This window comes from Nocardia sp. CA-135953, assembly GCF_050955735.1.
Classification (GTDB): Bacteria; Actinomycetota; Actinomycetes; order Mycobacteriales; family Mycobacteriaceae; genus Nocardia.
In genome coordinates this window covers 2,061,230-2,084,746 of record NZ_CP192082.1, presented here as the reverse complement: position 1 = coordinate 2,084,746, position 23,517 = coordinate 2,061,230, and the positions used below count along the sequence as shown (strand labels likewise).

Annotated in this window: 22 protein-coding genes; 4 read left to right on the top strand and 18 right to left on the bottom strand. The window is 66.6% G+C overall.

Going from position 1 to position 23,517, the window contains the following annotated elements; all coding sequences use genetic code 11:
• Nucleotides 1-248: 248 nt before the first annotated feature.
• The gene (locus tag ACQPXH_RS09600) at nucleotides 249-1,490 is read left to right on the top strand and encodes an SGNH/GDSL hydrolase family protein (RefSeq protein WP_433601962.1); all 1,242 of its coding nucleotides are present in this window, start codon (nucleotides 249-251) and stop codon (nucleotides 1,488-1,490) included.
• A 270-nt stretch (nucleotides 1,491-1,760) separates the two neighbouring features.
• Here the strand turns inward: ACQPXH_RS09600 and gatA are convergent, their stop codons facing one another.
• Nucleotides 1,761-3,287 carry an Asp-tRNA(Asn)/Glu-tRNA(Gln) amidotransferase subunit GatA gene (gatA, locus tag ACQPXH_RS09595; RefSeq protein WP_433601961.1) on the bottom strand — a complete coding sequence of 509 codons (1,527 nt, stop codon included), beginning with the start codon at nucleotides 3,285-3,287 and terminating at the stop codon, nucleotides 1,761-1,763.
• Nucleotides 3,284-3,583, bottom strand: coding sequence for an Asp-tRNA(Asn)/Glu-tRNA(Gln) amidotransferase subunit GatC (gene gatC, locus ACQPXH_RS09590; RefSeq protein ID WP_040693716.1), 300 nt, complete (start codon nucleotides 3,581-3,583; stop codon nucleotides 3,284-3,286). Before gatC ends, gatA begins: the two co-directional genes overlap by 4 nt.
• Before the next feature lie 295 nt (nucleotides 3,584-3,878).
• On the opposite strand from gatC, the gene ACQPXH_RS09585 reads away from it, so the two are divergent.
• Nucleotides 3,879-4,529: an amino acid-binding protein gene (locus ACQPXH_RS09585; protein ID WP_433601960.1), complete on the top strand. Its 651-nt coding sequence runs from the start codon at nucleotides 3,879-3,881 to the stop codon at nucleotides 4,527-4,529.
• A 46-nt stretch (nucleotides 4,530-4,575) separates the two neighbouring features.
• Here ACQPXH_RS09585 and ACQPXH_RS09580 read toward each other — a convergent pair whose 3' ends face one another.
• From ACQPXH_RS09580 to ACQPXH_RS09570, 3 genes are all read right to left on the bottom strand, one after another.
• Nucleotides 4,576-5,085, bottom strand: coding sequence for a GNAT family N-acetyltransferase (locus ACQPXH_RS09580; protein WP_433601959.1), 510 nt, complete (start codon nucleotides 5,083-5,085; stop codon nucleotides 4,576-4,578).
• Between the two features lie 115 nt (nucleotides 5,086-5,200).
• Nucleotides 5,201-5,545 carry a hypothetical protein gene (locus ACQPXH_RS09575; protein WP_433601958.1) on the bottom strand — a complete coding sequence of 115 codons (345 nt, stop codon included), beginning with the start codon at nucleotides 5,543-5,545 and terminating at the stop codon, nucleotides 5,201-5,203.
• Between the two features lie 465 nt (nucleotides 5,546-6,010).
• On the bottom strand, nucleotides 6,011-7,255 hold the full coding sequence (locus ACQPXH_RS09570) for an AAA family ATPase (protein ID WP_433601957.1): 1,245 nt from the start codon (nucleotides 7,253-7,255) through the stop codon (nucleotides 6,011-6,013).
• A 175-nt stretch (nucleotides 7,256-7,430) separates the two neighbouring features.
• On the opposite strand from ACQPXH_RS09570, the gene ACQPXH_RS09565 reads away from it, so the two are divergent.
• Entirely contained in the window at nucleotides 7,431-7,796 is a 366-nt protein-coding gene (locus ACQPXH_RS09565) for a hypothetical protein (RefSeq protein ID WP_433601956.1), read from the top strand.
• On the opposite strand, the gene ACQPXH_RS09560 is transcribed toward ACQPXH_RS09565, so the two are convergent.
• The 10 genes from ACQPXH_RS09560 to ACQPXH_RS09515 all read right to left on the bottom strand — a co-directional run bounded on the left by ACQPXH_RS09560 (nucleotide 7,783) and on the right by ACQPXH_RS09515 (nucleotide 19,723).
• Complete coding sequence (locus tag ACQPXH_RS09560) at nucleotides 7,783-8,874, bottom strand: S-adenosylmethionine:tRNA ribosyltransferase-isomerase (RefSeq protein ID WP_433601955.1); 1,092 nt, start codon at nucleotides 8,872-8,874, stop codon at nucleotides 7,783-7,785. The genes ACQPXH_RS09565 and ACQPXH_RS09560 overlap by 14 nt on opposite strands.
• Nucleotides 8,871-9,569 carry an SDR family oxidoreductase gene (locus ACQPXH_RS09555; RefSeq protein ID WP_433601954.1) on the bottom strand — a complete coding sequence of 233 codons (699 nt, stop codon included), beginning with the start codon at nucleotides 9,567-9,569 and terminating at the stop codon, nucleotides 8,871-8,873. The genes ACQPXH_RS09560 and ACQPXH_RS09555 overlap by 4 nt, the downstream gene beginning before the upstream one ends.
• An 88-nt stretch (nucleotides 9,570-9,657) precedes the next feature.
• The gene (gene ligA, locus ACQPXH_RS09550; protein WP_433601953.1) at nucleotides 9,658-11,802 is read right to left on the bottom strand and encodes an NAD-dependent DNA ligase LigA; all 2,145 of its coding nucleotides are present in this window, start codon (nucleotides 11,800-11,802) and stop codon (nucleotides 9,658-9,660) included.
• Nucleotides 11,803-11,834: 32 nt separating this feature from the next.
• Entirely contained in the window at nucleotides 11,835-12,194 is a 360-nt protein-coding gene (locus ACQPXH_RS09545) for an FAD-dependent oxidoreductase (RefSeq protein ID WP_433601952.1), read from the bottom strand.
• Nucleotides 12,195-12,351: 157 nt separating this feature from the next.
• Nucleotides 12,352-13,404 (bottom strand): methionine synthase, encoded by a 1,053-nt coding sequence (locus ACQPXH_RS09540; RefSeq protein ID WP_433603390.1) that lies wholly within the window; start codon nucleotides 13,402-13,404, stop codon nucleotides 12,352-12,354.
• A gap of 219 nt (nucleotides 13,405-13,623) precedes the next feature.
• The gene (gene mnmA / locus ACQPXH_RS09535; RefSeq protein WP_433601951.1) at nucleotides 13,624-14,745 is read right to left on the bottom strand and encodes a tRNA 2-thiouridine(34) synthase MnmA; all 1,122 of its coding nucleotides are present in this window, start codon (nucleotides 14,743-14,745) and stop codon (nucleotides 13,624-13,626) included.
• Nucleotides 14,745-15,971, bottom strand: a complete 1,227-nt coding sequence (locus tag ACQPXH_RS09530) for a cysteine desulfurase family protein (RefSeq protein WP_433601950.1) — start codon at nucleotides 15,969-15,971, stop codon at nucleotides 14,745-14,747. Before ACQPXH_RS09530 ends, mnmA begins: the two co-directional genes overlap by 1 nt.
• A gap of 456 nt (nucleotides 15,972-16,427) precedes the next feature.
• Complete coding sequence (locus ACQPXH_RS09525) at nucleotides 16,428-17,450, bottom strand: lysophospholipid acyltransferase family protein (RefSeq protein WP_433601949.1); 1,023 nt, start codon at nucleotides 17,448-17,450, stop codon at nucleotides 16,428-16,430.
• Nucleotides 17,447-18,274, bottom strand: coding sequence for a GNAT family N-acetyltransferase (locus ACQPXH_RS09520; protein ID WP_433601948.1), 828 nt, complete (start codon nucleotides 18,272-18,274; stop codon nucleotides 17,447-17,449). The genes ACQPXH_RS09525 and ACQPXH_RS09520 overlap by 4 nt, the downstream gene beginning before the upstream one ends.
• Before the next feature lie 177 nt (nucleotides 18,275-18,451).
• A complete protein-coding gene (locus tag ACQPXH_RS09515; protein WP_433601947.1) occupies nucleotides 18,452-19,723 on the bottom strand; it encodes an NAD(P)/FAD-dependent oxidoreductase in 1,272 nt (423 codons plus the stop codon).
• 111 nt (nucleotides 19,724-19,834) lie between these two features.
• Between ACQPXH_RS09515 and ACQPXH_RS09510 the strand changes: the two genes are divergently transcribed.
• Entirely contained in the window at nucleotides 19,835-20,692 is an 858-nt protein-coding gene (locus ACQPXH_RS09510; protein ID WP_433601946.1) for a LysR family transcriptional regulator, read from the top strand.
• A gap of 119 nt (nucleotides 20,693-20,811) precedes the next feature.
• On the opposite strand, the gene ACQPXH_RS09505 is transcribed toward ACQPXH_RS09510, so the two are convergent.
• The 3 genes from ACQPXH_RS09505 to ACQPXH_RS09495 form a co-directional block, all read right to left on the bottom strand.
• Nucleotides 20,812-21,465, bottom strand: a complete 654-nt coding sequence (locus ACQPXH_RS09505; RefSeq protein ID WP_433601945.1) for a Uma2 family endonuclease — start codon at nucleotides 21,463-21,465, stop codon at nucleotides 20,812-20,814.
• 74 nt (nucleotides 21,466-21,539) lie between these two features.
• Complete coding sequence (locus ACQPXH_RS09500; protein WP_433601944.1) at nucleotides 21,540-22,496, bottom strand: electron transfer flavoprotein subunit alpha/FixB family protein; 957 nt, start codon at nucleotides 22,494-22,496, stop codon at nucleotides 21,540-21,542.
• Nucleotides 22,497-22,605: 109 nt separating this feature from the next.
• Nucleotides 22,606-23,391 carry an electron transfer flavoprotein subunit beta/FixA family protein gene (locus tag ACQPXH_RS09495; protein ID WP_433601943.1) on the bottom strand — a complete coding sequence of 262 codons (786 nt, stop codon included), beginning with the start codon at nucleotides 23,389-23,391 and terminating at the stop codon, nucleotides 22,606-22,608.
• Nucleotides 23,392-23,517: the final 126 nt, after the last annotated feature.

Genomic DNA, 23,517 nt, shown 5'->3' with positions numbered 1-23,517 from the left:
AGACCGACATGCCGCCCCGACGCCCCGAGCACCGTCCGCGAAGACGTGCGTGAGCGCACGGATCGACTATTTCGAGTTCGATCCCGAACACCGAGATATCCGAGCCGCGCTCGAACGAAGGTGCGCGGGCGGGTGTGGTCGGGGCCTCTTCGGGGTAAAGGCGGGGTGGGGGAATACGGGTTCGGCTCGGGTGGTTGTGGACCGTCCGACTAGCGGATCGGATCCACTGCCACAGAAAGGGTTTCGTCGTGCGTACAGTTCGTGCCCTGGTAGCTCTGCTGCTGGTGCTGTTGCCCGCCACCGTCGGCACCGCGAGCGCGAATCCACCGGAACCATTCGTTTGGACGACGGTCTGGGCGACCTCGGCACATCAGCCGAGCAAGGCATTCGTGGCCAATTGGGCGGAGAGCGGATTCACGAATCAAACGGTGCGCCAAGTGGTTCGGGTCAGTGACGGCGGTCTGACCACTCGAGTGCGGCTGACCAACCGCTACGGGACCACACCGCTCGCGGTCGCGGGCGCGACGATTGCCCGCAGCGCCGCCGATGGCGCGATCGATCCGGACAGCGTGCAGAATCTGACTGTCGGCCTCGCACCGTCGTTCCGCATCGCGCCGGGAGCCGATCTCGTGACCGATCCGGCCGCACTGTCGCCGGCGCCGCTGGAGTCGGTGACGATCACCCTGTACCTGGCCGAACCCACCGGCCCGGCGACCCAGCACGCCCAGTCCTTCGCCACCACTTATCGGGCAAACGGCGACCACCGCGCCGACGCCACCGCCGCGGCCTTCACCGAGACCAGCCAATCCTGGTACTACCTGACCGGCGTCGAGGTCGCGAATGTCGCGCCCCCGCGCTCGGCATTGGTGGCCTTCGGCGATTCGATCACCGAAGGCGTCGGCTCCACCGGCAATTCCGACAATCGCTACCCGGACGAACTCGCCGAACGCCTGGCCGCGGCAGGCATACCGCGTGCCGTACTCAACGAGGGCATCGGCGGCAATCGCGTCACCGTGGATTCCAGCTGGCTTGGTGAGAGCGCCCGGACCCGGTTCCGGCACGACGTGCTCGACCAGCCCGGCGTCGGCACTGTGATCATCCTGGAGGGCACCAACGACATCGGCCTCAGCTCCGGCGTGACCGCGGTGGACACCGTCGTCGACGTCTCCCCGGAACAGCTCATCACCACCTACCGCGACCTGATCGGCCAGGCCCGCGCGGCCGGGCTCCGCGTCCTCGGCGCGACGCTGCCCCCCTTCGGCGACTCGCCCTACTTCAACGATGCGGCCGAAAGAAAGCGTCTCGCCGTCAACGAATGGATCCGCACCGCAGGCGAATACGACGCCATCGTCGACCTCGACGCCGCCCTCGCCGACCCGAACGATCCGCACCGCCTGGCCCCCGCCTACGACAGCGGCGACCACCTGCACCCCAACGACGCCGGGTACCGCACCATGGCCGCAACCGTCGACCTCACCGACATCCGCTGACCCGCCGAGCTTGTCGCATCGACGACATCGGACACCGTTTCGGCGAATGCCCGGATCAGTGGACTCGCCGCGGCGGTACGCCACAGCAGCGCCCAGCGGGAGGGCGCGGCATCGCGGATCGCCACAATGCCAGGCCGGGCCACGGGTAGTAGCCCGCGAACTCCGCGATGAATCCGGCTACCCACTGGACGGCGGTCCGGCCCATTCCCGTCGGGTTCATGCGGAATCCCGCATGATCGAGACAGGAATTGGCGCTCAGGTCGATACTTCTTACGCGACCGGACCCCGTGCGGCCTCATACGCCGCACCGACGCGGTACAACCGATCATCGGCAAGTGCGGGAGCCATGATCTGCAGACCCACCGGCATGCCGTCGTCCTTGCTCAACCCGGACGGCACCGACATCGCCGGATGCCCCGCCAGATTCGTGGGCAGGGTGCACAGGTCGGAGAGGTACATCGCCAGCGGATCGTCGACCTTCTCACCCAGCTTCCACGGGGTGAACGGGCTGGTCGGGGAGACCAGGACGTCGACCTGCTCGTAGGCCTCGTCGAAGTCGCGGGCGATCAGCGTGCGCACCTTGAGCGCCTGACCGTAGTAGGCGTCGTAGTATCCGGCCGACAGCGCGTAGGTGCCGATCATGATGCGGCGCTTGACTTCCGGACCGAATCCGGCCGCGCGGGTCGCGGCCATGACCTGCTCGGCGCTGTGGTTGCCGTCGTCGGCGACGCGCAGTCCGTAGCGCATGGCGTCGAAACGCGCCAGGTTCGAGGACACCTCGCTCGGCAGGATCAGGTAGTACGAGGCGAGCGCGTATTCGAAGTGGGGACAAGATACTTCGACGACCTCGGCGCCCAAATCCTTCAACACACCGACCGCCGCATCGAAGGATGCGATGACGCCCGGCTGGTAGCTGTCGGAGTGCAGTTCCTTCACCACACCGACTTTCACGCCGCGCAGATCGCCCGTGGCGCCCTGGCGAGCCGCGGCGACCACCGGCGGCACCGGCACATTGCGGGAAGTGGAGTCGCGCGGATCGTATCCGGCGATCACCTCGTGCAGCAGCGCGGTATCGAGCACGGTGCGACCACACGGACCGCCCTGATCCAGCGAAGACGCGCACGCGACCAGACCGAACCGGGAGACCGTGCCATAGGTCGGCTTGGTGCCGACGGTCGCGGTCACCGCGGCGGGCTGCCGAATCGACCCACCGGTATCGGTGCCGATCGCCAGCGGTGCCTGATGCGAAGCAAGCGCGGCCGCCGAGCCACCACCCGAACCACCCGGAATCCTGGTGGTATCCCACGGATTCCGGGTCGGACCGAAGGCCGAGTTCTCGGTGGAGGAGCCCATCGCGAACTCGTCCATATTCGTCTTGCCGAGGATCGGGATACCTGCGGCACGCAACCGACTGGTCAGCGTGGCGTCATACGGTGCAACCCAGCCCTCGAGAATCTTCGAGGCACATGTGGTCGGCATATCCGTGGTCGTGAAAACGTCCTTGAGCGCCAACGGAACTCCGGCCAGCGGCGAGGCGGGCGCATCGCCCGCGGCGAGCGCGGCGTCCACCGTTTCCGCCGTGCTGAGCGCCTCGTTGCCCGCCACGTGCAGGAATGCGTGGTATTCGCCGTCGACGGCGGCGATCCGATCCAGATGCGCCTGGGTGACCTCCACCGAGGTCACCTCGCGGCCGTGGATCTTCGCCGCCAACTCGGCGGCAGGCAGCGCAGTCAGGTCACGCCCAGCCGTCGCCCGACCGCCACCCCGCACGGAATCGCTACGCGATGCTGAACTCATTCGCCCTCTCCCAGGATCTGCGGAACCAGGAACCGCTGGTCCTCGACCGCGGGGGCGCCCGAGAGCGCCTCGTCCGGGGTGAGGCACGGGATGACCTGATCCGGACGTGTCACATTGGTCGCCGGATTCGGCGACGCGGTCGCAGGCACATCGGCGGCGGCGACCTCGGAGATGGTCCGCACGTGACTCAGGATCGAATCCAACTGACCGGCGAACTGATCCAGTTCGGCTTCGGACAGGGCGAGCCTGGACAGCCGGGCGAGGTGTGCGACCTCGTCGCGGGAGATGGCGGGCACCGCGGACCCCTTTCGGCATGGTTGAGCTTGGTGAACGGCCACCGAACAGCCTAGCGACTCCCCGCTGGCCCTTTCGAGCGACCTGCAAGCAGTCACTACGGCCACAACTTTCACAGGAGCCGCGCGTGCAACGACACACCCCACCGGCTAGCGTGACACGCCGCTTCCGCGCTGATTCGCGCTGTGGCATCCGTCACCGGCGGTACTTCGAGTCGATAACTCGGACTTGTGGGTGTAAGTATTGCGTGACCCGGGTATTCGTTCAGAGCCTCGGCCGCCAAGGAAAGGAACGCGCGTGTCTTACCTGCTCCGCGTGCAACTTCCGGATCGACCGGGAAGCCTCGGTGCGCTCGCGCTCGCACTGGGCTCCGTCGGCGCCGACATCCTCTCCCTCGACGTGGTCGAGCGGGGTGCGGGATTCGCGGTCGACGATCTCGTGGTCGAGGTGCCGCAGGGTGCACTACCCGACACGTTGATCACCGCCGCCGAATCGATCGGTGACGTGCACGTGGACTCCATCCGCCCGTATTCCGGTGTGCTGGACACCCATCGCGAACTCGAGTTGATCGATCAGGTCGCCAGTGCCCGCGACGATCGACTACAGGTGCTCGTCGACGGAGTGCCGCGAGTGCTGCGCGTCGGCTGGAGCACGATCATCGATATGGGTCCGCAGGGGGCCTACCGCGTCGTCGGCAGCCAGAGCGCGCCGCAGACGCAGGCGGGTTCGGCGCCGTGGTTGCCGTTGGAGAAGCCCGCCGTCCTGGACCCCGAGGGCGACTGGGTGCCGCAGATCTGGCGCGATATGGACACGAAGCTGGCCGCCGCGCCACTCGGAAATACCGGCAAGGTGCTGCTGCTCGGACGTCCCGGTGGGCCTGACTTCCGCCCGTCCGAGGTGGCGCGACTCGGTTATCTCGCGGGGATCGTCGCGACCGCATTGGGATGAGCATGCGCGAATGCCGACCGCCGCGCCGGTCGGTGCTGTCGGATATTCAGGCTGAGAGATCCAGCCGTAGCACCGACAGCCACTCGCCCGCGTCGGTCTTCCAATCCCGTTCCGGCGCAGGGACGAAACCGAATCGGTCATAGATCCGACGCGCGTCGACCATGGCGGGCATCGTGGTAAGCACCACGGCGGCAAAGGATTCGGCCTGTGCGGTCTCGATGACGTTGCGCACCAACGCCGTTCCCGCACCGAGCCCGCGCGCTGACTTCGACACCGCGAGCATCCGGAACTCCAACTCTCCTGGACGGGCGATCTCGGCGTATGGCGTTCCCGGCCGAGCCACCGCCAGCGAACCGACCACCCGATCATCGTGCACCGCGACCAGCACCTGCGCCGCGCCCGCGCGATGGGTGATATCGGCGAGTTCGGTGACGTACGGGCTGCCGGGACGCACATAGCCCTCCCCGACATAGACCTCGACCGTCAGGTCACCGACGGCGTCGTATTCGTCCGGGCGAGCGTCGCGAACGACGACCTGGGAGTCCTGCACATCCATACCGGCATCCTCCCACCGCCCAGGCAGCCACTCCCAACAACCCGGTCGGTCGACCGGACTCGCCGCGGAGGCCGGCGAATCGATGCGGGACCGGCCGCGGAGATACCGCCCCGGGTCAGGAACCGAGGCCAGGACGCGCGCCCGGATTCGAGATCTGCCAGCGTTCCGGCTTCCCCGACGGGTAGACGACCGGGATGAAATCCCCGATGGCAGGCCAGTTGTTCACCTCCCACACCAGGCGGCCGTACACCACGGTGCCGGGCACCGACGGGCCGGTCAGATTACCGGTGATGGTCACGTACTGCTCACCGGTCGTGTCGGGCCGCGGACTCACCCCGGTGACATACAACGTCCCCGTCTCCGGATTCGACAGCCGGACACTTTTGCGGCCACGCAGGTAGAGCATGACCATCGCCACCAGCGCGCCGACCATGATCACCAGCATCGCGAACTGCACCATGACACCCATGCTATTGGTCCAGGCACGCATGCCGCGGCGCCGCTGGGCACGTCAGCAACCGAATCCGGCGCAAACACACTCACCGCCAGACCCCACCACCCACACGCAGTCCAGACCACTACTGCGGCACCACCAGACGCGGCAACAACCCAATCCGGCACAAACCACTCACCGCCCAAACCCACACCCACACGCAGTCCAGACCACTACTGCGGCACCACCAGACGCGGCAACAACCCAATCCGGCACAAACCGCTCACCGCCCAGACCACACCACCCACACGCAGTCCAAACCACTACTGCGACGCCACCAGACGCGGCAATAACCGAGTCCGGCGCAGGTGCTCGCCAGCATCCGGAGTTGCACCACGTCACCCGCGCTCATCCGGACACACAAACCGCAGCACTGGCAGCGCGACACGCCGACTGGCACGATCGACGGCTCATGTGGCCTGAGGACACCGACTACAGCGAGGCGAGTTCGCTGGTGCCGTGATCGGTGCGCCGGATCTGCCAGACCGCGGTGCGGGTGCGCTGGGAGCGACCGTTCGCGCGATCGATCAGCGACCGATTGTTCGTGGTGAAGATCAATTGCGCGCCACGGGAATTGGTCTCCGGATTCTGGAAGAGCTGAATCAGCCGATCGGTCTCCTCGACCGGCAGGTGCGCGCCGATATCGTCGATCGCGAGCACCCGGCCGGAGTCCAGTGCGTCGGCCATGGTCGGCAGCAAGCGCAGCATCGAGAGGGTGGCGGCGGATTCGTCGGTGATATCGAAGGCGGAGTCGATGCCGGCGTGCACCAGTCCGAGGCCTACGCCGCGCCGCTCGACCATCCGGGTGTAGAGGGCATCGCGCGCGGCCTTCAGATTGCTCAGCTCGCGTTCGAGCATGACCTCGGTGATGCCGTTCTCCCGCAGCAACTGGTCAGCATGCGCCGGCGAGGTCGCACACAACTCCACCTGTTCGGCGGTCCCCGCGATATCGCCATCGAGTTCACGCAGATAGTCCGCGTACATCGGGTCCGGCTCGGCGATCAGCAGATCGGTAATGCCGAGTTCGGCGGTGCGCAGCAGCATGAGCAACCGCACCGCATGGTCCGGTGCCGCGGACAGATGACTGCCGAGCCGATGCGCGACCGCCGTCGCATCCGTCGCGCCGTGCTGCACTTCGAGCATCGCGGAGAACCACCGATACGCCGGCACCAGCGCCTCGGCATACATCTGCCCGGCCAGACTGAGCAGCAACGCATTCGGTCGCACCAGCGGCAACAATGCGGCGATACCGTAGCGCGCGGCCTCGAACATCGGGCCGATCTTGATCTGTTCGCCGTTGCGCTCGAACACAATTCGCTTGCGCGAGCGCGGCTGCGTGTAGAGCCACTCGGCCGTCACATCGGCGCTGTCCAGGCGGAACCCGTAGGTGTACGGCACGCCCTCCGCGACGAAGCTCGCCACGAATTCCGAAGGGCGATCCGGGAATCCGCGGTGCGGTGCGCGCACCGGTCCCGCGTAGGGATCCCAGCCGGTCACCGAATGCAGCACCGCATCGCGCATCTGCCCCAGCGCGTCGATCAAGCTCGTCTTGCCCGCGGCACTCGCACCGTGCACCGCCGTCACCGGCACCGCGACCGGTCCGCTCCCCCGGCTCAAACGCAAGTCCTGCCGTCCGGCCAGCGATCTGTGATTCGTCACCTGAAAACTGCGCAGCATCCCGCCATCCTGTCGGTTCGCCCGGCGCACCGCGACACCGCACCCGCTGCACAGGCCTGGACAGACGTCGCTCAGGAGGCTTGCACCGGACAAATGCGCACGTCACGCGTTATCATGCAGGCGCCGCGGCTATCCGCTGGCATCTGCCGGAAATGTACTGATGAGGGATTCAACGATGGACCTGACGATTAGTCGTCTAGTAGCCCGCAGCTCCGTCGCGGCCGCGCTCGCACTCGGCCCGCTGGTCGTGCTCGGACCGCCGCAAGCTGCCGCCGAGGCACCCTGTCCGGACGGAACCGCCCGGATCTTCTTCCACGACGAGACCAACACCTGCCAAAGTGGCGGCACCTACAGCTTCGACGGCTCACCCGCGCTCGTGAAGGTGTGCTCGGTGGGCAAGGTCCAGGTCATCGTCGACACCACCATCCAGAAGAGCCGGACCAAGACCAGGACCGCCCATCTCGATCTCAGCAATGGTCAGTGCGGCCGGATCGACGTCGGTGGCCAGCTCGATTCCACCGTGAGCATCAGCCCCTCCTAGCGTCGGGGCCGAACAGCAAGGCGCTGTCACCGAACTCGTGCCAGAGATATCCGGTATCGAGTGCGGTGGCATACGCCTCGTGGACGGTGGCCTCGCCCGCGATCGCAACGAGTAACTCCAGATGCGATGCGCCGGGTGCGTGCCAGCCGGTAATGATGCCGTCGACCACCCTGGCCGGCTGTCGCGGGCCGAGGACCAGGTCGGTCCACCCCCGGGCCGGATGCACGATTCCGTTGTGATCGGCGGTTGTCTCCAACGCTCGCGTCACCGTGGTGCCGACCGCGATGATGCGGCCGCCCGCCGCCTTGGTGTCGTTCACCAGACGTGCGGTCGTCGCCGATACCGCGAACCGCTCCGGGCTCGGAGGCTCGCCCGCCTCAGGTGAGGAGACCCCGGTGTGCAGGGTAATCGGCGCGAACGCGACGCCCGAGGTCACCAGGTCGAGCACCAGGCTTTGCGTGAACGGCCGTGCCGCACTCGGCATTTCGGCGCTGCCCGGGATCCGACCGAAGACGGTCGTATAGTACGAAGGCGACCAGCGTTGTGGCACATACGAATAGGTGATCGGATAGCCGTGGGTCGCCAGCAGCCAGGTGGGATCGGCGCTCAGTTCGGCGATCCAGAGTCGGCGCGCACCCGGCAGCCACGGTTCACGCAGGGTGGCGATGGCACCTTCCGGCAGCTGAATCTCGTTGCCCGGGTGGAGGTCACGCGGATAGGGCGTGCGCTCGCGGGTGCGCACCTCCACCACCCACAGTCCGTCGCAACCGCCGAAGGTGTCCGATGGCCCGCTCGCCCCGTCGACGGGCGCGTTGAGCCAGGTGGACAGATGCAGTGTGACCGGCATGTCGTCGAGGGTGCCGTCGACCGCTGCGGCCAGCGTCGCCGAATTGTTCACCACCACAAGGTCGCCCGAGCGCAAATGCCGCGGCAGTTCACGGAAGGTGTTGTGGGTGAGGCGATCCGCCGCCACCAGCATCCGTACCTGGTCGCGGACCAGTCCCCGCGCCTCCGGCGGAGCGGCGGCATTGCGCTCGGGTGGCAGAACATCGGGCCATTCATTCAACGCGGTTGTCATCTACCGACCCCCGCGGCGAAATCGGCGGCGATATAACGGTCGTTCTTGGGTCGCTGCTCGATCAAGCGCAGCAGCGCGGGCACGACGGTCTCGGGCTCGGGACGATCGGAGATATCGTCGCCGGGAAAGGCCGCCTGATGCATTTCGGTGCGCATATCGCCGGGATCGAAGGAGTAGATCGACAGCTCCGGATGTTCGGCGGCCAGGATGGCGGTCAGTTGATCCAGGGCGGCCTTCGACGAGCCGTAGCCGCCCCAGTTCGGATACGGTTCGACGCCCGCGTCGGAGCTGATATTCATCACGACCCCATCCGGGTCCAGCAGTGGCAGCGCGAACTGCAGAACCGCGAGCGGGGCAATGACATTGGTTCGGTACACCAGCTCGAGCTGATCGAGCGGATAGTTCGCCAGTCGCGGCATCGGGCTGGGCCCGAGCCTGCTCGCATTGTTCACGAGCAGGTCGAGATGTCCGAATTCGCCCGCGACCTCGGCCAGCTCCGCGCGGTGCGCCGGATCGGTGATATCGCCCGGCACTGGGAAAAAGGCTTCGCCGAGTTCGGCCCCTGCCAGCGACAGCCGGTCGGCGTGCCGGGCGGTGCCGATCACCCGCCAGCCGCGCCCGATGAGCGAGCGCGCAAGAGCCAGACCGAATCCCGCCGAAGCACCGGTGATCAGAGCAGTAGAGCGGTGAGTCATATCGAATCTCCTGATAGTTACCTACCAGTCGATCGTCATACCTGAAGCCAGGTTCAGGTCAAGGAGTATTCGCCGACGGCATATCTATCTACTCCTCGGCTTCGGCATCCTCCGCGGCCGTCTCCGGCGTAACCGCCGCCGGGCCCTCCTCGAGCAGCACGCGGAATCCGTCCTCATCAAGGATCGGCACACCGAGTTCCTCCGCCTTCGCGGCCTTGGAGCCCGGCGAATCACCGATCACCACGAATGCCGTCTTCTTCGAGACCGAACCCGCGGCCTTGCCGCCGCGCACCAGGATCGCTTCCTTGGCGCCGTCGCGGGAGAACCCTTCCAGCGACCCGGTTACCACGATCGATAGCCCCTCGAGAGTGCGCGCGATGGACGCGTCGCGTTCATCGGCCATCCGCACGCCTGCGGCACGCCACTTGTCGACGATCGCGCGATGCCAATCGACGGTGAACCATTCGGCGACCGCGGCGGCAATGGTCGGGCCGACACCGTCGGCGGCGGCCAGTTCCTCGACCGCGGCATCCTGGATCCGATCGAGACTGCCGAACTCCCTTGCCAGCACCCGTGCCGCGGTCGGCCCGACGTGCCGGATGGACAACCCGACGAGCACCCGCCACAGCGGCCGATTCTTGGCGTTCCGCAAGTTCTCCAGCAGTCGCTTGCCGTTGGCGGACAGACCGCCGTCCTTGTTGGCGAACAGCGTGGTGGTCAGTAGTCGGGCCTCGTCGAGGTCGAACAGATCGCCCTCATCGGTGATCGCGCTCGACTTCAGCAGATCATTGGCGGCTTCGTAGCCGAGCGATTCGATGTCGAACGCACCGCGACCGGCCACATGGAACACCCGCTCCCGCAGCTGTGCCGGGCAGAACTGCTGGTTGGGACAGCGGATATCGGCGTCACCCTCCTTCTGCGGCGCCAGCTCGGTGCCGCATTCCGGACAGTGCGTCGGCATGACGAATTCGCGCTCGTCGCCGGTGCGTGCGTCGACCACCGGGCCGAGCACCTCCGGAATCACGTCGCCGGCCTTGCGGATGGTGACAGTGTCGCCGATGAGCACGCCCTTGCGCTTGACCTCGGAAGCATTGTGCAGGGTGGCCATAGCGACCGTGGAGCCCGCGATGGAGACCGGTTCCATCACCGCGAACGGGGTCACCCGGCCGGTGCGGCCGACGTTCACCTCGATATTCAGCAGCTTGGTGGTGGCCTCTTCGGGCGGGTACTTGTAGGCGATCGCCCAGCGGGGGGCACGCGAGGTCGAGCCGAGCCTGCGCTGCAATGCCATCTCGTCGACCTTGATCACCTGGCCGTCGATTTCGTGCTCGATATCGTGACGGTGCTCGCCCCAATAATTGACGCGCTCGATCACCGCATCGATGCCCTGCACCAATTCGGTGTGCTCGGAGACCGGTAGACCCCATGCGGCGAGCGCGCGGTAGGCCTCGTGCTGCGAGGTCGGCGTGTAGCCCTCGATGCGTCCGAAGCCGTGGCAGATCATCCGCAGCCGCCGCCGCGCGGTGACCGCCGGATCCTTCTGGCGCAGCGAACCCGCCGCGGTATTGCGCGGATTCGCATACGGCGGTTTGCCCTCGGCCACGATCGCCGCGTTGAGGGTCTCGAAATCCTCCAGGCGGAAGTAGACCTCGCCGCGCACCTCGAGCAGCTCCGGGATCGGGAATTCCGAGGTCGCGGTCAGTTCGCCCGGAATGTCCTCGATGGTGCGCGCGTTGAGTGTGACGTCCTCACCGGTGCGCCCGTCACCGCGAGTCGCGCCGCGCGCCAGTCGCCCCTTCTCGTACACCAGGTTCAGCGCGACACCGTCGATCTTCACCTCGCACAGGTAGTGCAGATTCGATCCGGTCTCGGCTTCGACCCGGCCGGCCCAGGTGCGCAACTCGTCGAAGTCGAAGACATTGTCCAGCGACAGCATTCGCTCGAGGTGGTCCACGGCGGTGAAATCCGTCGCGAATCCGCCGCCGACCAGCTGGGTCGGCGAATCGGGCGTGCGCAGATCCGGATGCGCGTCCTCGAGCGCCTGCAGTTGCCGCAGCAGCTTGTCGAACTCACCGTCGGAGATGATGGGCGCGTCCCGCACGTAATACCGGAACTGGTGCTCCCGAACCTCGTCCGCAAGCCGCTGCCACTCCACCCGCTGCTCCGCCGTGGCCGGCTCCGCCGCAATGTCGCTGTCACTCACCCAACGCACACTAGTCGAGCCCACCGACATGTCACCGCCACATTCCCGCACGTCGCGGCGGACTATCCGGGCAGCGGATGCTGTCGGAGGTGATGTTGCCCGTCGATAGCGCCCGCCCGCACCGCCGCGAATCCGTAGTCGATCATCTCCGTCTCGTACGCGCGCAATGCGGCGATCAGATCGCCGTCCGCGCGCGCCTCGATCAAGGCGACGGTCAACCGAGCCGCATCGCGCAGTGCCGTACCGGAACCCGCCGCCGGACTCATCGCATGGATCGCATCGCCGAGCAGGGTGACGGGGGTGGTCGGCCATGGGTCGATCGGCACGCTGGTGCGCAACGGCAGCGCGAACAGTGAATCGGGCCGGCAGTGCGCGACGATCTCGCGAACCCGCGGATGCCAGTCCCGGGTCGCGGCGGTCATGACGGCGTGCAATTGTGCGCCGTTCACAACAACGGAGGGGACGCACAGGTCGCAGCTGCAGTGCGGTGTGAAGCGGACGGCTGACCGGACTAACCCATACCCGCCCGTAGTCCTCGCGCGTCCGTACCTACGACGATAGCAATGGCAGCACCGGGCGTCAGGAGAAGTTCAGGGACTCCGGCTCTTCGGCGAAGGCGCGGGCTACTTCGGTGGAGAGGCGCAGGGCTCGGCGGGCCCATTCGAGTGGGGCACCGCCCAAGCCGCAGGCGGGAGCGACCAGGATCTGGGAGGCCAGGACGGTGCGACGCAGGCCGAGGCGGTCGATGAGTCGGACGCCGGGTTCTGCGATATCTCGCCAGGTCGGGGGTTTGCCGGGTTGTGTTGTGGGAACGAGGCCAAGGGCCAATTGCTTTCCCGCGTCGAGTGTTTCACCGATATCGTCGAGTGCGCTGGTGGTGATGGTAGCCATATCGAAGCCGATCGCGGTGGCCGCGCTGCTACGGAGGCAGGCTAGGGCGGGCGCGTCGGCACAGGTGTGGACCAGGACCGGGGCGGCTTGGGCGGTGATGACCGCGTCCAGCACCGCGAGTGCCTCCGGTTCGGGGACCGCGCGCACCGTGTTCAGCACACTGACGCCGCGCAGCGAGCCGTTCAGCACATCGGTCAGTGATGGTTCATCCAGTTGCAGAACGACCTCCGCGCCGAGACGTTTGCGCACCTCGTCCACATGCTGGGCAAGTCCTTCGGCCAGGGATTCCGAAATATCGCGCACCGCACCGGAATCGGTGAGGACGCGGTGTCCTACGGGCAGTTCGAGTTGGGCCGCGAGCGTCAGCGGACCAGTGGCCTGCAGTTTGACCGTGCCTACCGAACCCGCTGTCGCCCAGACCTCTTCGAGTGCGTCCAGATCCGACCTCAGCAGATCGCGCGCACGCCGCGAGACCGCACCGGGCCTGGCCGCCAGCCGGTAACCCCGCGTGGTGGTGTCGAACCGCATATCCACCAGGAGTGCCGATACGCGGCCGATCATGTCCGAACCCACACCGCGCCCGGGCAATTCGACCAGATGCGGCAGATCCGGCAACTCACCGATGATGGTCGCCGCGGCCTCCCGCGGATCGGTCCCCGGCCAGGAACCGACAGCGGTCGCGATCCCGCCCGGAATACGCACGGGTTCCCGCGCCGGGATCTTGCCTGACTCCTCGGCGATTTCACTCACGACTGCGCCTCGCTGACGCTCGGCTCCGTGGTGCGCGATTGCACGTACTGATGGCTCAGTCGCTGACACTCGCTGTGTCGATGGTTCACTCGCTGCCGCTCGCTCACTGCGTTGCCGCTACGCGGGGTATACACCCCATTGTGTGGTGGATCCCGGTCCGCACCGGGACGAAGCGATTTCGCTTGCCGCGCCGTCCGATGTCGGCGTCACTCACTGCCTTGTGCTCGCGCCCGCGCTACTCACAGAATCCGACGCATCGCGCGCGGTGCCGGTGATTGTGCCGCTGCCGATCACCTGATCTCCCGACGCATCCGGGCGATACAGCACGACGGCCTGGCCGCGGGCCACACCGGTCAGCGACTCGCGCAGTCGCACGATCAGCCCGTCGCTGCCCGCCTCGGCCACGGCCGCTGCGGTTCCACCGTGCGCGCGCACCTGCGCCACGCACTCGATCGGCCCCTCGGGAGCAGTGCCGGAGGTCCAGATGGCGCGCTCGGCCGCTACGGTCCACACCCGCAGGTCCTCGGCCGAGCCGACGCGGACGGTGCCGGAGTCGGGATCGATCTCGGTGACATAGCGCGGCTTACCGTCGGCCGCCGGTCCCGGCAGTCCGAGCCCCTTGCGCTGACCGATCGTGAACCCGTGCACGCCTTCGTGATTCGCGAGCACCTGCCCGTCGGAATCGACAACCGCACCGGGCCGGATGCCGATCTTCGCGCCGAGGAAGGCACGGGTGTCACCGGACGGGATGAAGCAGATGTCATGGCTGTCGGGCTTATTCGCCACCGCGAGCCCGCGCTCGGCGGCCTCGGCGCGGATCTGCGGCTTAGGGGTGTCGCCCACCGGGAACATGGCCCGCGACAGCTGCTGCGCGGTCAGCACCGCGAGCACATAGGACTGGTCCTTGTCGGCATCGACGGCACGGCGCAGCACACCGTCCTCGAGCCGGGCGTAATGCCCGGTGACCACGGCGTCGAAGCCGAGAGCCACCGCACGGTCGGCGAGGGCGGAGAACTTGATCTTCTCATTGCAGCGCAGGCATGGGTTGGGCGTCTCACCCGCGGCGTAGGCGGCGACGAAATCGTCGATCACGTCTTCCTTGAAGCGGTCCGCGAAATCCCAGACATAGAAGGGAATTCCGAGCACGTCGGCGGCCCGCCTGGCGTCGCCCGCGTCCTCCTTCGAGCAGCAACCGCGCGAGCCGGTGCGCAGGGTGCCCGGTGTCGCGGACAGTGCCAGATGTACGCCGACCACCTCGTGACCAGCGTCGACGGCACGTGCCGCCGCCACGGCCGAATCCACACCACCACTCATCGCGGCGAGTACCCGCATCAGACACCTCCCTTCGCACCGGCCAGACCCGCGGCCATGGCCCTTTCCACAATCTGGGGCAAGACATTCAGCACCGCGTCCACATCGGCGCGCGTCGAGGTGTGCCCCAACGAAAAGCGCAGTGAACCGCGGGCCTGCCAAGGCTGCACGCCCATGGCGATCAACACGTGACTCGGGGTGGCCACACCCGCATTGCAGGCCGACCCGGTAGAGCATTCGATCCCGGCCGCGTCCAGCAACATGAGCAGCGAATCACCTTCGCAGCCGGGGAAAGTGAAGTGCACATTGCCCGGCAACCGGCGCGCACCGTCCGGACCGCTCAGCACCGCGTCCGGCACGGCGTCGCGGATGCCCCTGATCAACTCGTCCCGAAGCGCGGTCAATTCCTTTGTGCGCGTCGGCAACTCGGTCACCGTGTAGTTCAGTGCGGTGGCGAGTCCGACGGCCGCGGCGGTATCGGAAGTCCCGGAGCGCAGATCGCGCTCGTGCCCGCCGCCGTGCAGGAGCGGCACACACGGCACCTGCCTGCCGAGCAGCAGCACGCCGACACCATGCGGTCCGCCGACCTTGTGCCCGGCGAAACTCGCCGCCGAAAGTCCACTCGCCGCGAAATCGATCGGCAACTGCGCGCCGGCCTGGATCGCGTCACTGTGCATGGGCACACCGAATTCCTGTGCCACCGTAGCCAATTCGACGATCGGCGCAATGGTGCCGACCTCGTTATTGGCCCACATGATGGACACCAGTGCGACCTCGTCGGCATGTTCGGCCAGCGCATCGCGCAGCACCCGCGGCGACACCACGCCGTCGGAGTCGACCGGCAGCCAGATCACCTGCGCGCCCTCGTGCTGCTCCAGCCACTCGACGGCATCGATGACGGCATGATGTTCGGTCGAACCCGCGATAATCCTGGTCCGGCGCGGTTCGGCATCATGGCGGGCCCAGTAGATGCCCTTGATCGCCAGATTGTCGCTCTCGGTCCCGCCGGAGGTGAAGATCACCTCAGAGGGCCGGGCGCCCAGATCGGCGGCGATCGACTCGCGTGCCTCCTCCAGCATCCGCCGGGCCGCACGTCCCGAACCGTGCAGTGACGAGGCATTGCCCGCCATCCCGAGGGCAGCCGTCATCGCCTCGATCGCGGCAGGCACCATCGGAGTGGTCGCCGCGTGATCGAGGTAGACCGTCTGGGGCGCCCCATGGACCGGACCCGCAAAAGCCGACTTCATGACTGTTAAACCCTATCCCACCGTTGACCTGCATATCTTCGGGGTATCCCGCTGCATTCGCCGATTTGCCCACGACGCACCCACGATGCGCAACCCGATGACCACCTTCCGGTATTCCCCGTCCCGGCGCGTCCTCGATGGTCAGCGCCCCATCCGGCGGCAAATCCCGAGGCGACGGATCGTCTTCCCCGCCGTCGCCGCGTTCCGGACCTCGAACGAGGACCAGAACGCCTCGCAGCACGTGGTGAACAGCATCCCGGCGGGCCAGTCACTCGACGACGCACAGGAATTCAGCTCGCGGATGGTGCACGTCGCGCCGATCTCGAAGCCCGCTGCACTCCGCACCAGGTTGTCCCAGCCGAGTGCGGTGAGATCGATGAGACGGCGCGCACACAGGCCGAAACGGCCGAGGCCGACCGGCAAACGCCCGGTCGGCCTCGTGACCGTGCCCTTCGATCAGTCTGTGGACACCGCGGACTGGGCAACTTGATGGCCGGAGCCCCTGCGCCGGAACGGTCGCAACCGCCGCGACGGCCGTTGCGGCTGCGCCTCGGCCGACTCCGGATCCTGTACGCGAGTTGCCGTCGCCTCGATCCAATCCGATGCCTCGATGGCCCCGTGGCGCGACAGATCGGTGCCGCGCACCGCCTGTTCGCACCGGCGGGCCAGATCACGGCGATCGAGTCCGGGATACTCCACCGGCTCGAGCACCACCTCGGCCACCATGCCGCGCGAGCGCAGGACCCGCTTCGCCGAGGTGCCGAAGCTGTCGTCACCGACGAATCCGGGAATCGTCGACTGAGTGCCGTGCGCGTCCACATACCGCAGCCGCACCGGCTGCACCGAGGTTCCGGTGTCCACCGCCGCCTGGAAGAGCGCGGGCCGCATCCTCCCATAGGCGCGGCCACACCAGGTAGTCCCCTCGGGGAAAACCGCGACCCGATCCCCCGCCGCCAGCCGCTCACCGAGACGCGCCACCACACCAGGCAATTCGCGCAACCGTTCGCGTTCGATCGGGATGACCCGCATGAGTTTGGCCAGCCCACCGAGCAGCGGCCAATCAACCATATCGGCGCGGGCCACGAAGCCCAGCGGCTGCACCGCGGCCATGACAACCACATCGGTCCAGCCGATATGTCCGGCCACGATCAGCAGCCCATCCCCCGAATCGCCGAAGCGCGCATCGGCCGACTCCCCCGCATTCGCTCGGTTGTCGACAACGCGCAACCGAATCCCCAGACAGCTCAAAACACTTCGCGCATACCACCGATGCAGCTGTTCGCGCCGCCCGCGCGGCGTCACGACATTGACAACGGGAAAGCTGAGCAACAATCCGGCCACGCCGAATAGTCGGCCGATCACCCGTGCGGTGCCGATCTCATCGACCGAATCGATACAGCCGGACCCACACGGGCTCGACGGCATCCAGGAATGCGCGGTGCGCTCTGCGGGCGGAGCGTCGAACACCATCTGACTCACCGTCCCCCGTCGAGTGCATCGGCCGCGTCTTGTAATCGGTTGAGGTAGCGGGTGTTGATCGTGTTCAGGCCGAGCAGCGCGACGAAATCGGCGACCGCGAAATCCGGATCGTGTGCGGGTTCACCGCAGATCTCCGCGCCAAGCCGCAGGTAGCCGCGCAGTAGCGGGGGCAGCTTCGGGCGCGCGGGCGGCGTCATCTCGTCCAGCGTCAGCCCGTCGACGACCACCGGGCGATGGGGGTGCACCCGTCGCTCCGGATCGGATCCGTGGCGGCCGAGCAACATATCCCGCACGCCGCGCACATTCACACCGGCCGGATCGGCGGGAGTGTCCTGCATGGGCACCGAGACACAGCCCATCACCCATTCGTATCCGGTGAGCTGGATGTAGTGCAGGATGCCAGCCCACATGAGGGTCAGCACCGAGCCGTTGCGGTGGTCGGGTACCACACACGCACGGCCCATTTCCACGATCCGGTTGCCCTCCGGATCCAGTTGCGCCAGATCGAATTCGGTGGCCGTGTAGTAGCCGCCCGCGGCAGTCACCTTGTCCGGCGGCAGCATTCGGTAGCAGCCGACGAATTCCCCGGTCCGGTCGTCGCGGACCAACAGGTGGTCGCAGTGCTCGTCGAAATGGTCCGCGTCCAGACCCGTTCCGTTGTCGGGAATCCGGAAGCCGGGCTCGCTGGCGAAGACGCCGTAGCGCAGGCGCTGCGCGGCCAGTCGGTGCGCCGAATCGGAGGAGACGACCAGCGAATACCGAGACCGTTCCGCCCCGGAGTCCGTCGGTCGAGCCGGGGCTGTCAACACGGACGAAATAGTCATATCCGTGATCAAGCCAGTCCGAAACTGCGCCCTAGCGACCTCGAAGTGTCGCCGCGATGCCGGTTCGGTGAACGAGATGATGATCACACCGAGCGTTCACCGAACTGTCGCGTCGCGTTCCGTCTCCCGCATCACTACCGCCGCCTTTTGCCTGATCCGTGACCTTTTCGGAACAGATCAGGCGGCGTCGCGCTCCGATATCCGCACCGGATCCCGCACCGTGTCCACCTCGTCGAAACCGGGACGACCCGTGCCGATGAAGGCGACGAGCCACGAGGCCACGGCGGCGAAACGGTTGCGGAACCCGACCAGGTACAGCAGGTGCACCGCGAGCCACATGGTCCACGCGATGACGCCGCGGAAGGTGATGTGCTCGTTGAGTTTCACCACCGCGCTGAACCTGCTGATCACCGCCATGCTGCCCTTGTCCCAGTACTTGAACGGGGTGCCGGGCAGCTGCTTGCGCCGAATGATGTCGGCGGCGTGCCTGCCCTCCTGCATGGCGACCGGCGACTGGCCCGGATAGCCGTTGAGCGAGGTCATATCGCCGATGGCGTAGATATCGGCATGTCCGCCGACGGTCAGGTCCGGATTGATCAAAAGCCTTCCGGCGCGGTCGGTTTCACAGCCGGTGGCCTCGGCCAGGATCTGCGCGAACCCGCCCGCCTGCACACCCGCCGACCAGACCACCGTCTCGGCCGCGATCCGGCGCTCGATGCCCTGCTTGTCCTTGACGGTCACCTTGCCGTATTCGATATCGGTCACGAAGGTGCCCAGCAGCACCTCGACACCACTCTTGGTCAGCGATGCCTTCGCGTATTCCGAGAGTCCGCCACCGAAGGGCGGCAGCACCTCGCCCGCACCCTCGACCAGGGTCACCGAAACTTCTTGGTGGTAGTACCGTTTCGCGAGTTCCTTCAGCTGACCGGCAACCTCGACACCGGTGGCGCCCGCGCCGACCACCACGAAGCTCAGCAGTCGCTTTCGGGTCTCCGCATCCGCGTCCTCGGCCTCGGTGAAGACGCGTTCGATCTGTGCGCGAAGCAGCTTCGCATCATCGATGGTCTTGAGCGAGAACGTCTTATCGGCGAAATCGTCGCGGCCGAAGTACGACTGCGACGCGCCGGTGGCGGCGATCAGCGAGCCGTAGCGGATCTGCGTGCGCTCGCCGTCGTGCTCGTAGGTGAGCACCGCGTTGTCGGCGTCGATGGCGACGACCTTGCCGAGCCGAACGTCGGCTTCCCTGTGCCTGCGCAGTACCGAGGCGATCGGCGGCGCGATCTCGTGCGATGCCAGCACACCTGTCGCGACCTGGTAGAGCAACGGCTGGAAGAGATGCTCCGAAGTGCTCGAGATAAGAACGTAATTGATGCCCGATTTGGCCAACTGCTTAGCGGCGGCAAGCCCCCCGAATCCCGATCCAACGATGACAACATCTGCGTGTTCCATGACAGCCTCCTTCTCTCATTACCAACCGTCATTCGATCCGCAGATATTTCAGGTGTTCAGGCGCATAATAGATATGACTCTTATCTGGATTGCTCATGAATTGGAGATCAAGTGGAGCTTCGCCAGCTCACCTACTTCGTCGCGGTGTGCGAGGAGCTGAGTTTCAGCAGGGCCGCGGCCCGCTGCTATATCTCCCAATCGGCGATCAGCCATCAGATCGCCCGATTGGAGCGTGACCTCGGCGTAGCCTTGTTCGAGCGTTCGACCAGGGCCGTTGTGCCGACCGACGCGACCATGCGGCTACTTCCCCTGGCTAAACAGATGCTCAGCCTTGAGTCGGCCATCCGCGCCACCGTGCGCACCTCCGGTCACCGCATCCGGCTGGCCGCCAATATGTCCTTCGCGACCCGATCCCTGTCCGCGATCGCCGGGGCGCGCGCCGCGCATCCGGATGCCGAAATCGAATTCGTCATCAAACCGTTCCGGCAGCGGATCACCGCGGTGGCCGACGGCGACTGCGATCTCGCACTGATCCGCGGCAGTGTCGAAGAGCCCGGCCTCGCCGTGGAGAAGCTATGGATCGAGGACCTCGTCATCGCCACCTCCGCCGCCCATCCGCTGGCCCCGCACGACCAGGTGACACTGGCGGATCTGAGCCCGTATCCGCTGCTGCTCCCGCCCGAGCAGGAACAGGTCCTGCTGCACAATGTGATTCGGGCCGCCTTCGCCGAACTGTCGGCGGGACCCACCTTCGGTCCACCGATTCCACCTGATCACACCGCGACCATGGAACTGATCAATCGCCCCGACGCCTGGACCGTGCTCTACGCCGACAGCCCGACCGAGGGCCTGGTCGTCCTGCGCCTCGCCGAACATCGACTACGAATTCCGGTCTCCGCGGTCCTGCGCAGCGACGCACGCCGCTCCCCGATCCTCGACACGCTGCTGTCCGGATTGCACCGGCGCTGAGATCCGCTGTCGTCGAGCAGATCTCAGCGGCATCGATGTCAGGCGTTCTCGCGGATGCAGCGCACATCTATCGGGGCGAATCGCAAGTGGTTGCCATTTGGGAACAAAGACCTGCCGCGTCAGTAGGCGAGCGCGGTCCAGGGGATATCGATCGGGAACGGGTGCGTGAACGACACGCGCTCCGCGCCATCGTTCACCCATTCACCGACGATCCGATACGCGGCTGGGTGCAGCGGGCTGATCCCGTCGGGTAGCCGCGCGTACCCGATCTCCAGGCCGTAGGCTCGGACAAATGCGATGGCGCTGACATCCGCCTTCAGCGATACCTCCCAATACCACGGAATACCGGCCTTCGCATACCGACTCTTCTCGGCCTCGATATCGGCGGGAATATTGGACGGTGACAGCACTTCGCCTACCAGCACGGTGTCAGCCGCGCGGACATCCCGGTAAGCCCCCCCGAGACAGCGGTGCAATAAGAAATCGGGGGTAAGGAAGTCGGACTTCCCGCTATTGCCGAGAAAGACATTGGTTTCGAGGTTGGCGACCCAGCAGCGTTCAGCGTCGACCGCCATGTCGTTGCGTGCGCACCGCTCGAGCTCATGGGTCAATCGGCGCATGAATATCTGATGTTCACCGGGACCGCGGCGTACCCACACCACACGTCCCTCCCAGAGTTCGATCTGTTCCGCGAGCTCGCCGGGCAGACGCTCCAATTCCTCCCAAGTCATGTACTCAGGCAGGTCAGGACGCTCGACGCGGGGCAGGGACATGGCGCAATGATAGTCCCGAAAACACCCGTGGCCCCGGCCGTTACCAGCCGGGGCCACTCGAAAAGCGCGAACGCTCAGCCCTTGTGCGCCCTGACCGCTTCGGTCAGCTGCGGGGCGACATTGAACAGGTCGCCGACGATGCCGTAGTCCGCGATCTCGAAGATCGGGGCCTCTTCGTCCTTGTTGACCGCGACGATGGTCTTCGAGGTCTGCATACCGGCGCGGTGCTGGATGGCGCCGGAGATGCCGAGGGCGATGTACAGCTGCGGGGAGACCGTCTTACCGGTCTGACCGACCTGGAACTGGCCCGGGTAGTAGCCCGAGTCGACGGCGGCACGCGAAGCGCCGACCGCGGCACCGAGCGAATCGGCCAGCGCCTCGACGACCGTGAAGTTGTCGGCGGAACCGACACCGCGACCACCGGAGACGACGATGCTCGCCTCGGTGAGTTCCGGACGGTCGCCACCGACGACCGGCTCGCGCGAGGTCACCTTCACGACGCCCTCTTCCTGCGCGGGCACCTCGACGGTCACCTTCTCACCCGCACCGGCCGAGGCGATGGCCTCGACGGCGCCCGGGCGCACCGAGATCACCGGCACGTCGCCGGTGGCCTTGGCGTCGACGGTGAACGCGCCACCGAAGATGGAGTGCGTGACCGAACCGTCGGACTTGACGTCGATGACATCGACGAGCAGACCGGAGCCGATGCGCGCGGCGAGGCGGCCCGACACCTCCTTGCCCTCGGCGGTGGCGGCGACGATCACGGCGGCCGGGGAAATCGACTCGACCAGACCGGCGAGCACGTCGACCTTCGGGGTGACCAGGTAGTTCTCGACATCGTCGGATTCGGCGATGTAGATCTTCGCGGCGCCCGCGGCGGCCAGCGCGTCGGCCAGCTTCTCGCCGGTACCGGCCGGGCCGGTCACGACGGCGGCGGGCTCACCCAGCGCGCTCGCGGCGGTGAGCAGTTCGGTGCTGACCTTCTTGATCGCACCATCGGCGTGCTCGACGAGCACAAGTACTTCTGCCATTTGTGTTCTCCTGAGTCCAATTTGCGATGTTCGCTACGCCCTGCGTGGTCACGCTTCGCTACCGCCTCCGGGCGCTGAGCTCACACCGCGGGCGCAGTCTCGGGCGGGATCAGATGATCTTCTGACCGACCAGGTACGCGGCGATCTTGGTGCCGCCGTCGCCCTCGTCCGCGATCTTCTCGCCCGCGGTGCGCGGGGGCTTCGGGGTGGCCGCGGTGACGGCGGTGCCCGAGTTCGCGACACCGACGGTCGACGGGTCGACGCCCAGGTCGGCCAGCGTGAAGGTCTGCACTTCCTTCTTCTTCGCGGCCATGATGCCCTTGAAGGAGGGGAAGCGCGGCTCGTTGATCTTCTCGGTGACGCTGACGATGGCCGGGAGGGTGGCCTCCAGCTTGAACACGCCCTCGTCGGTCTCCCGCTCACCGGTGATCTTGTCGCCGTCGACGCTCAGCTTGCGCAGGTGCGTCAGCTGCGGCAGGCCCAGGTACTCGGCGATGATCGCGGGCACAGCGCCCGCGCGACCGTCGGTGGCCTCGTTGCCCGCGATGACCAGCTCGACACCCTCGATCTGGCCCAGCGCACTGGCCAGCACCCAGGCGGTCTGCACGGCGTCGGAGCCGTGGATCGCCGGATCGTTGATGTGGATGGCTTTGTCGGCGCCCATGGACAGCGCCTTGCGAATGGCCTCGGTGGCACGGCCCGGACCGGCGGCCAACAAGGTGACCTCGCCGCCCTGGGCCTCCTTGATCAGCAGCGCTTCTTCGATGGCGCGCTCGTTGATCTCGTCGAGGACGGCGTCGGCGGCTTCGCGATCGAGGGTGAAGTCACCGTCGGTCAGCTTGCGCTCGGACCAGGTGTCGGGAACCTGCTTGATGAGTACGACGATGTTCGGCATCGGTCTTCGTCGACCTCCTGTTCTGGTTACACGTGTGTGGTGGTCGCACGAGCGGCGCCGTACGTCCTTAGTTTGTAGCTCAGGGCGTGACACTACCCTACGCTAAGTTACTCACGGGTAACTTAG

Bases quoted from the DNA above. Each gene is read 5' to 3' on its own strand.
- gatA (WP_433601961.1), bottom strand. From the start codon at position 3,287: ATGAGTTCAGCATCGCGTAGCGATTCCGTGCGGGGTGGCGGTCGGGCG.
- ACQPXH_RS09580 (WP_433601959.1), bottom strand. From the start codon at position 5,085: ATGGATGTGCAGGACTCCCAGGTCGTCGTTCGCGACGCTCGCCCGGAC.
- ACQPXH_RS09575 (WP_433601958.1), bottom strand. From the start codon at position 5,545: ATGGTGCAGTTCGCGATGCTGGTGATCATGGTCGGCGCGCTGGTGGCG.
- ACQPXH_RS09570 (WP_433601957.1), bottom strand. From the start codon at position 7,255: ATGCTGCGCAGTTTTCAGGTGACGAATCACAGATCGCTGGCCGGACGG.
- ACQPXH_RS09565 (WP_433601956.1), top strand. From the start codon at position 7,431: ATGGACCTGACGATTAGTCGTCTAGTAGCCCGCAGCTCCGTCGCGGCC.
- ACQPXH_RS09560 (WP_433601955.1), bottom strand. From the start codon at position 8,874: ATGACAACCGCGTTGAATGAATGGCCCGATGTTCTGCCACCCGAGCGC.
- ACQPXH_RS09555 (WP_433601954.1), bottom strand. From the start codon at position 9,569: ATGACTCACCGCTCTACTGCTCTGATCACCGGTGCTTCGGCGGGATTC.
- ligA (WP_433601953.1), bottom strand. From the start codon at position 11,802: ATGTCGGTGGGCTCGACTAGTGTGCGTTGGGTGAGTGACAGCGACATT.
- ACQPXH_RS09545 (WP_433601952.1), bottom strand. From the start codon at position 12,194: ATGACCGCCGCGACCCGGGACTGGCATCCGCGGGTTCGCGAGATCGTC.
- mnmA (WP_433601951.1), bottom strand. From the start codon at position 14,745: ATGCGGGTACTCGCCGCGATGAGTGGTGGTGTGGATTCGGCCGTGGCG.
- ACQPXH_RS09530 (WP_433601950.1), bottom strand. From the start codon at position 15,971: ATGAAGTCGGCTTTTGCGGGTCCGGTCCATGGGGCGCCCCAGACGGTC.
- ACQPXH_RS09520 (WP_433601948.1), bottom strand. From the start codon at position 18,274: ATGACTATTTCGTCCGTGTTGACAGCCCCGGCTCGACCGACGGACTCC.
- ACQPXH_RS09515 (WP_433601947.1), bottom strand. From the start codon at position 19,723: ATGGAACACGCAGATGTTGTCATCGTTGGATCGGGATTCGGGGGGCTT.
- ACQPXH_RS09505 (WP_433601945.1), bottom strand. From the start codon at position 21,465: ATGTCCCTGCCCCGCGTCGAGCGTCCTGACCTGCCTGAGTACATGACT.
- ACQPXH_RS09500 (WP_433601944.1), bottom strand. From the start codon at position 22,496: ATGGCAGAAGTACTTGTGCTCGTCGAGCACGCCGATGGTGCGATCAAG.
- ACQPXH_RS09495 (WP_433601943.1), bottom strand. From the start codon at position 23,391: ATGCCGAACATCGTCGTACTCATCAAGCAGGTTCCCGACACCTGGTCC.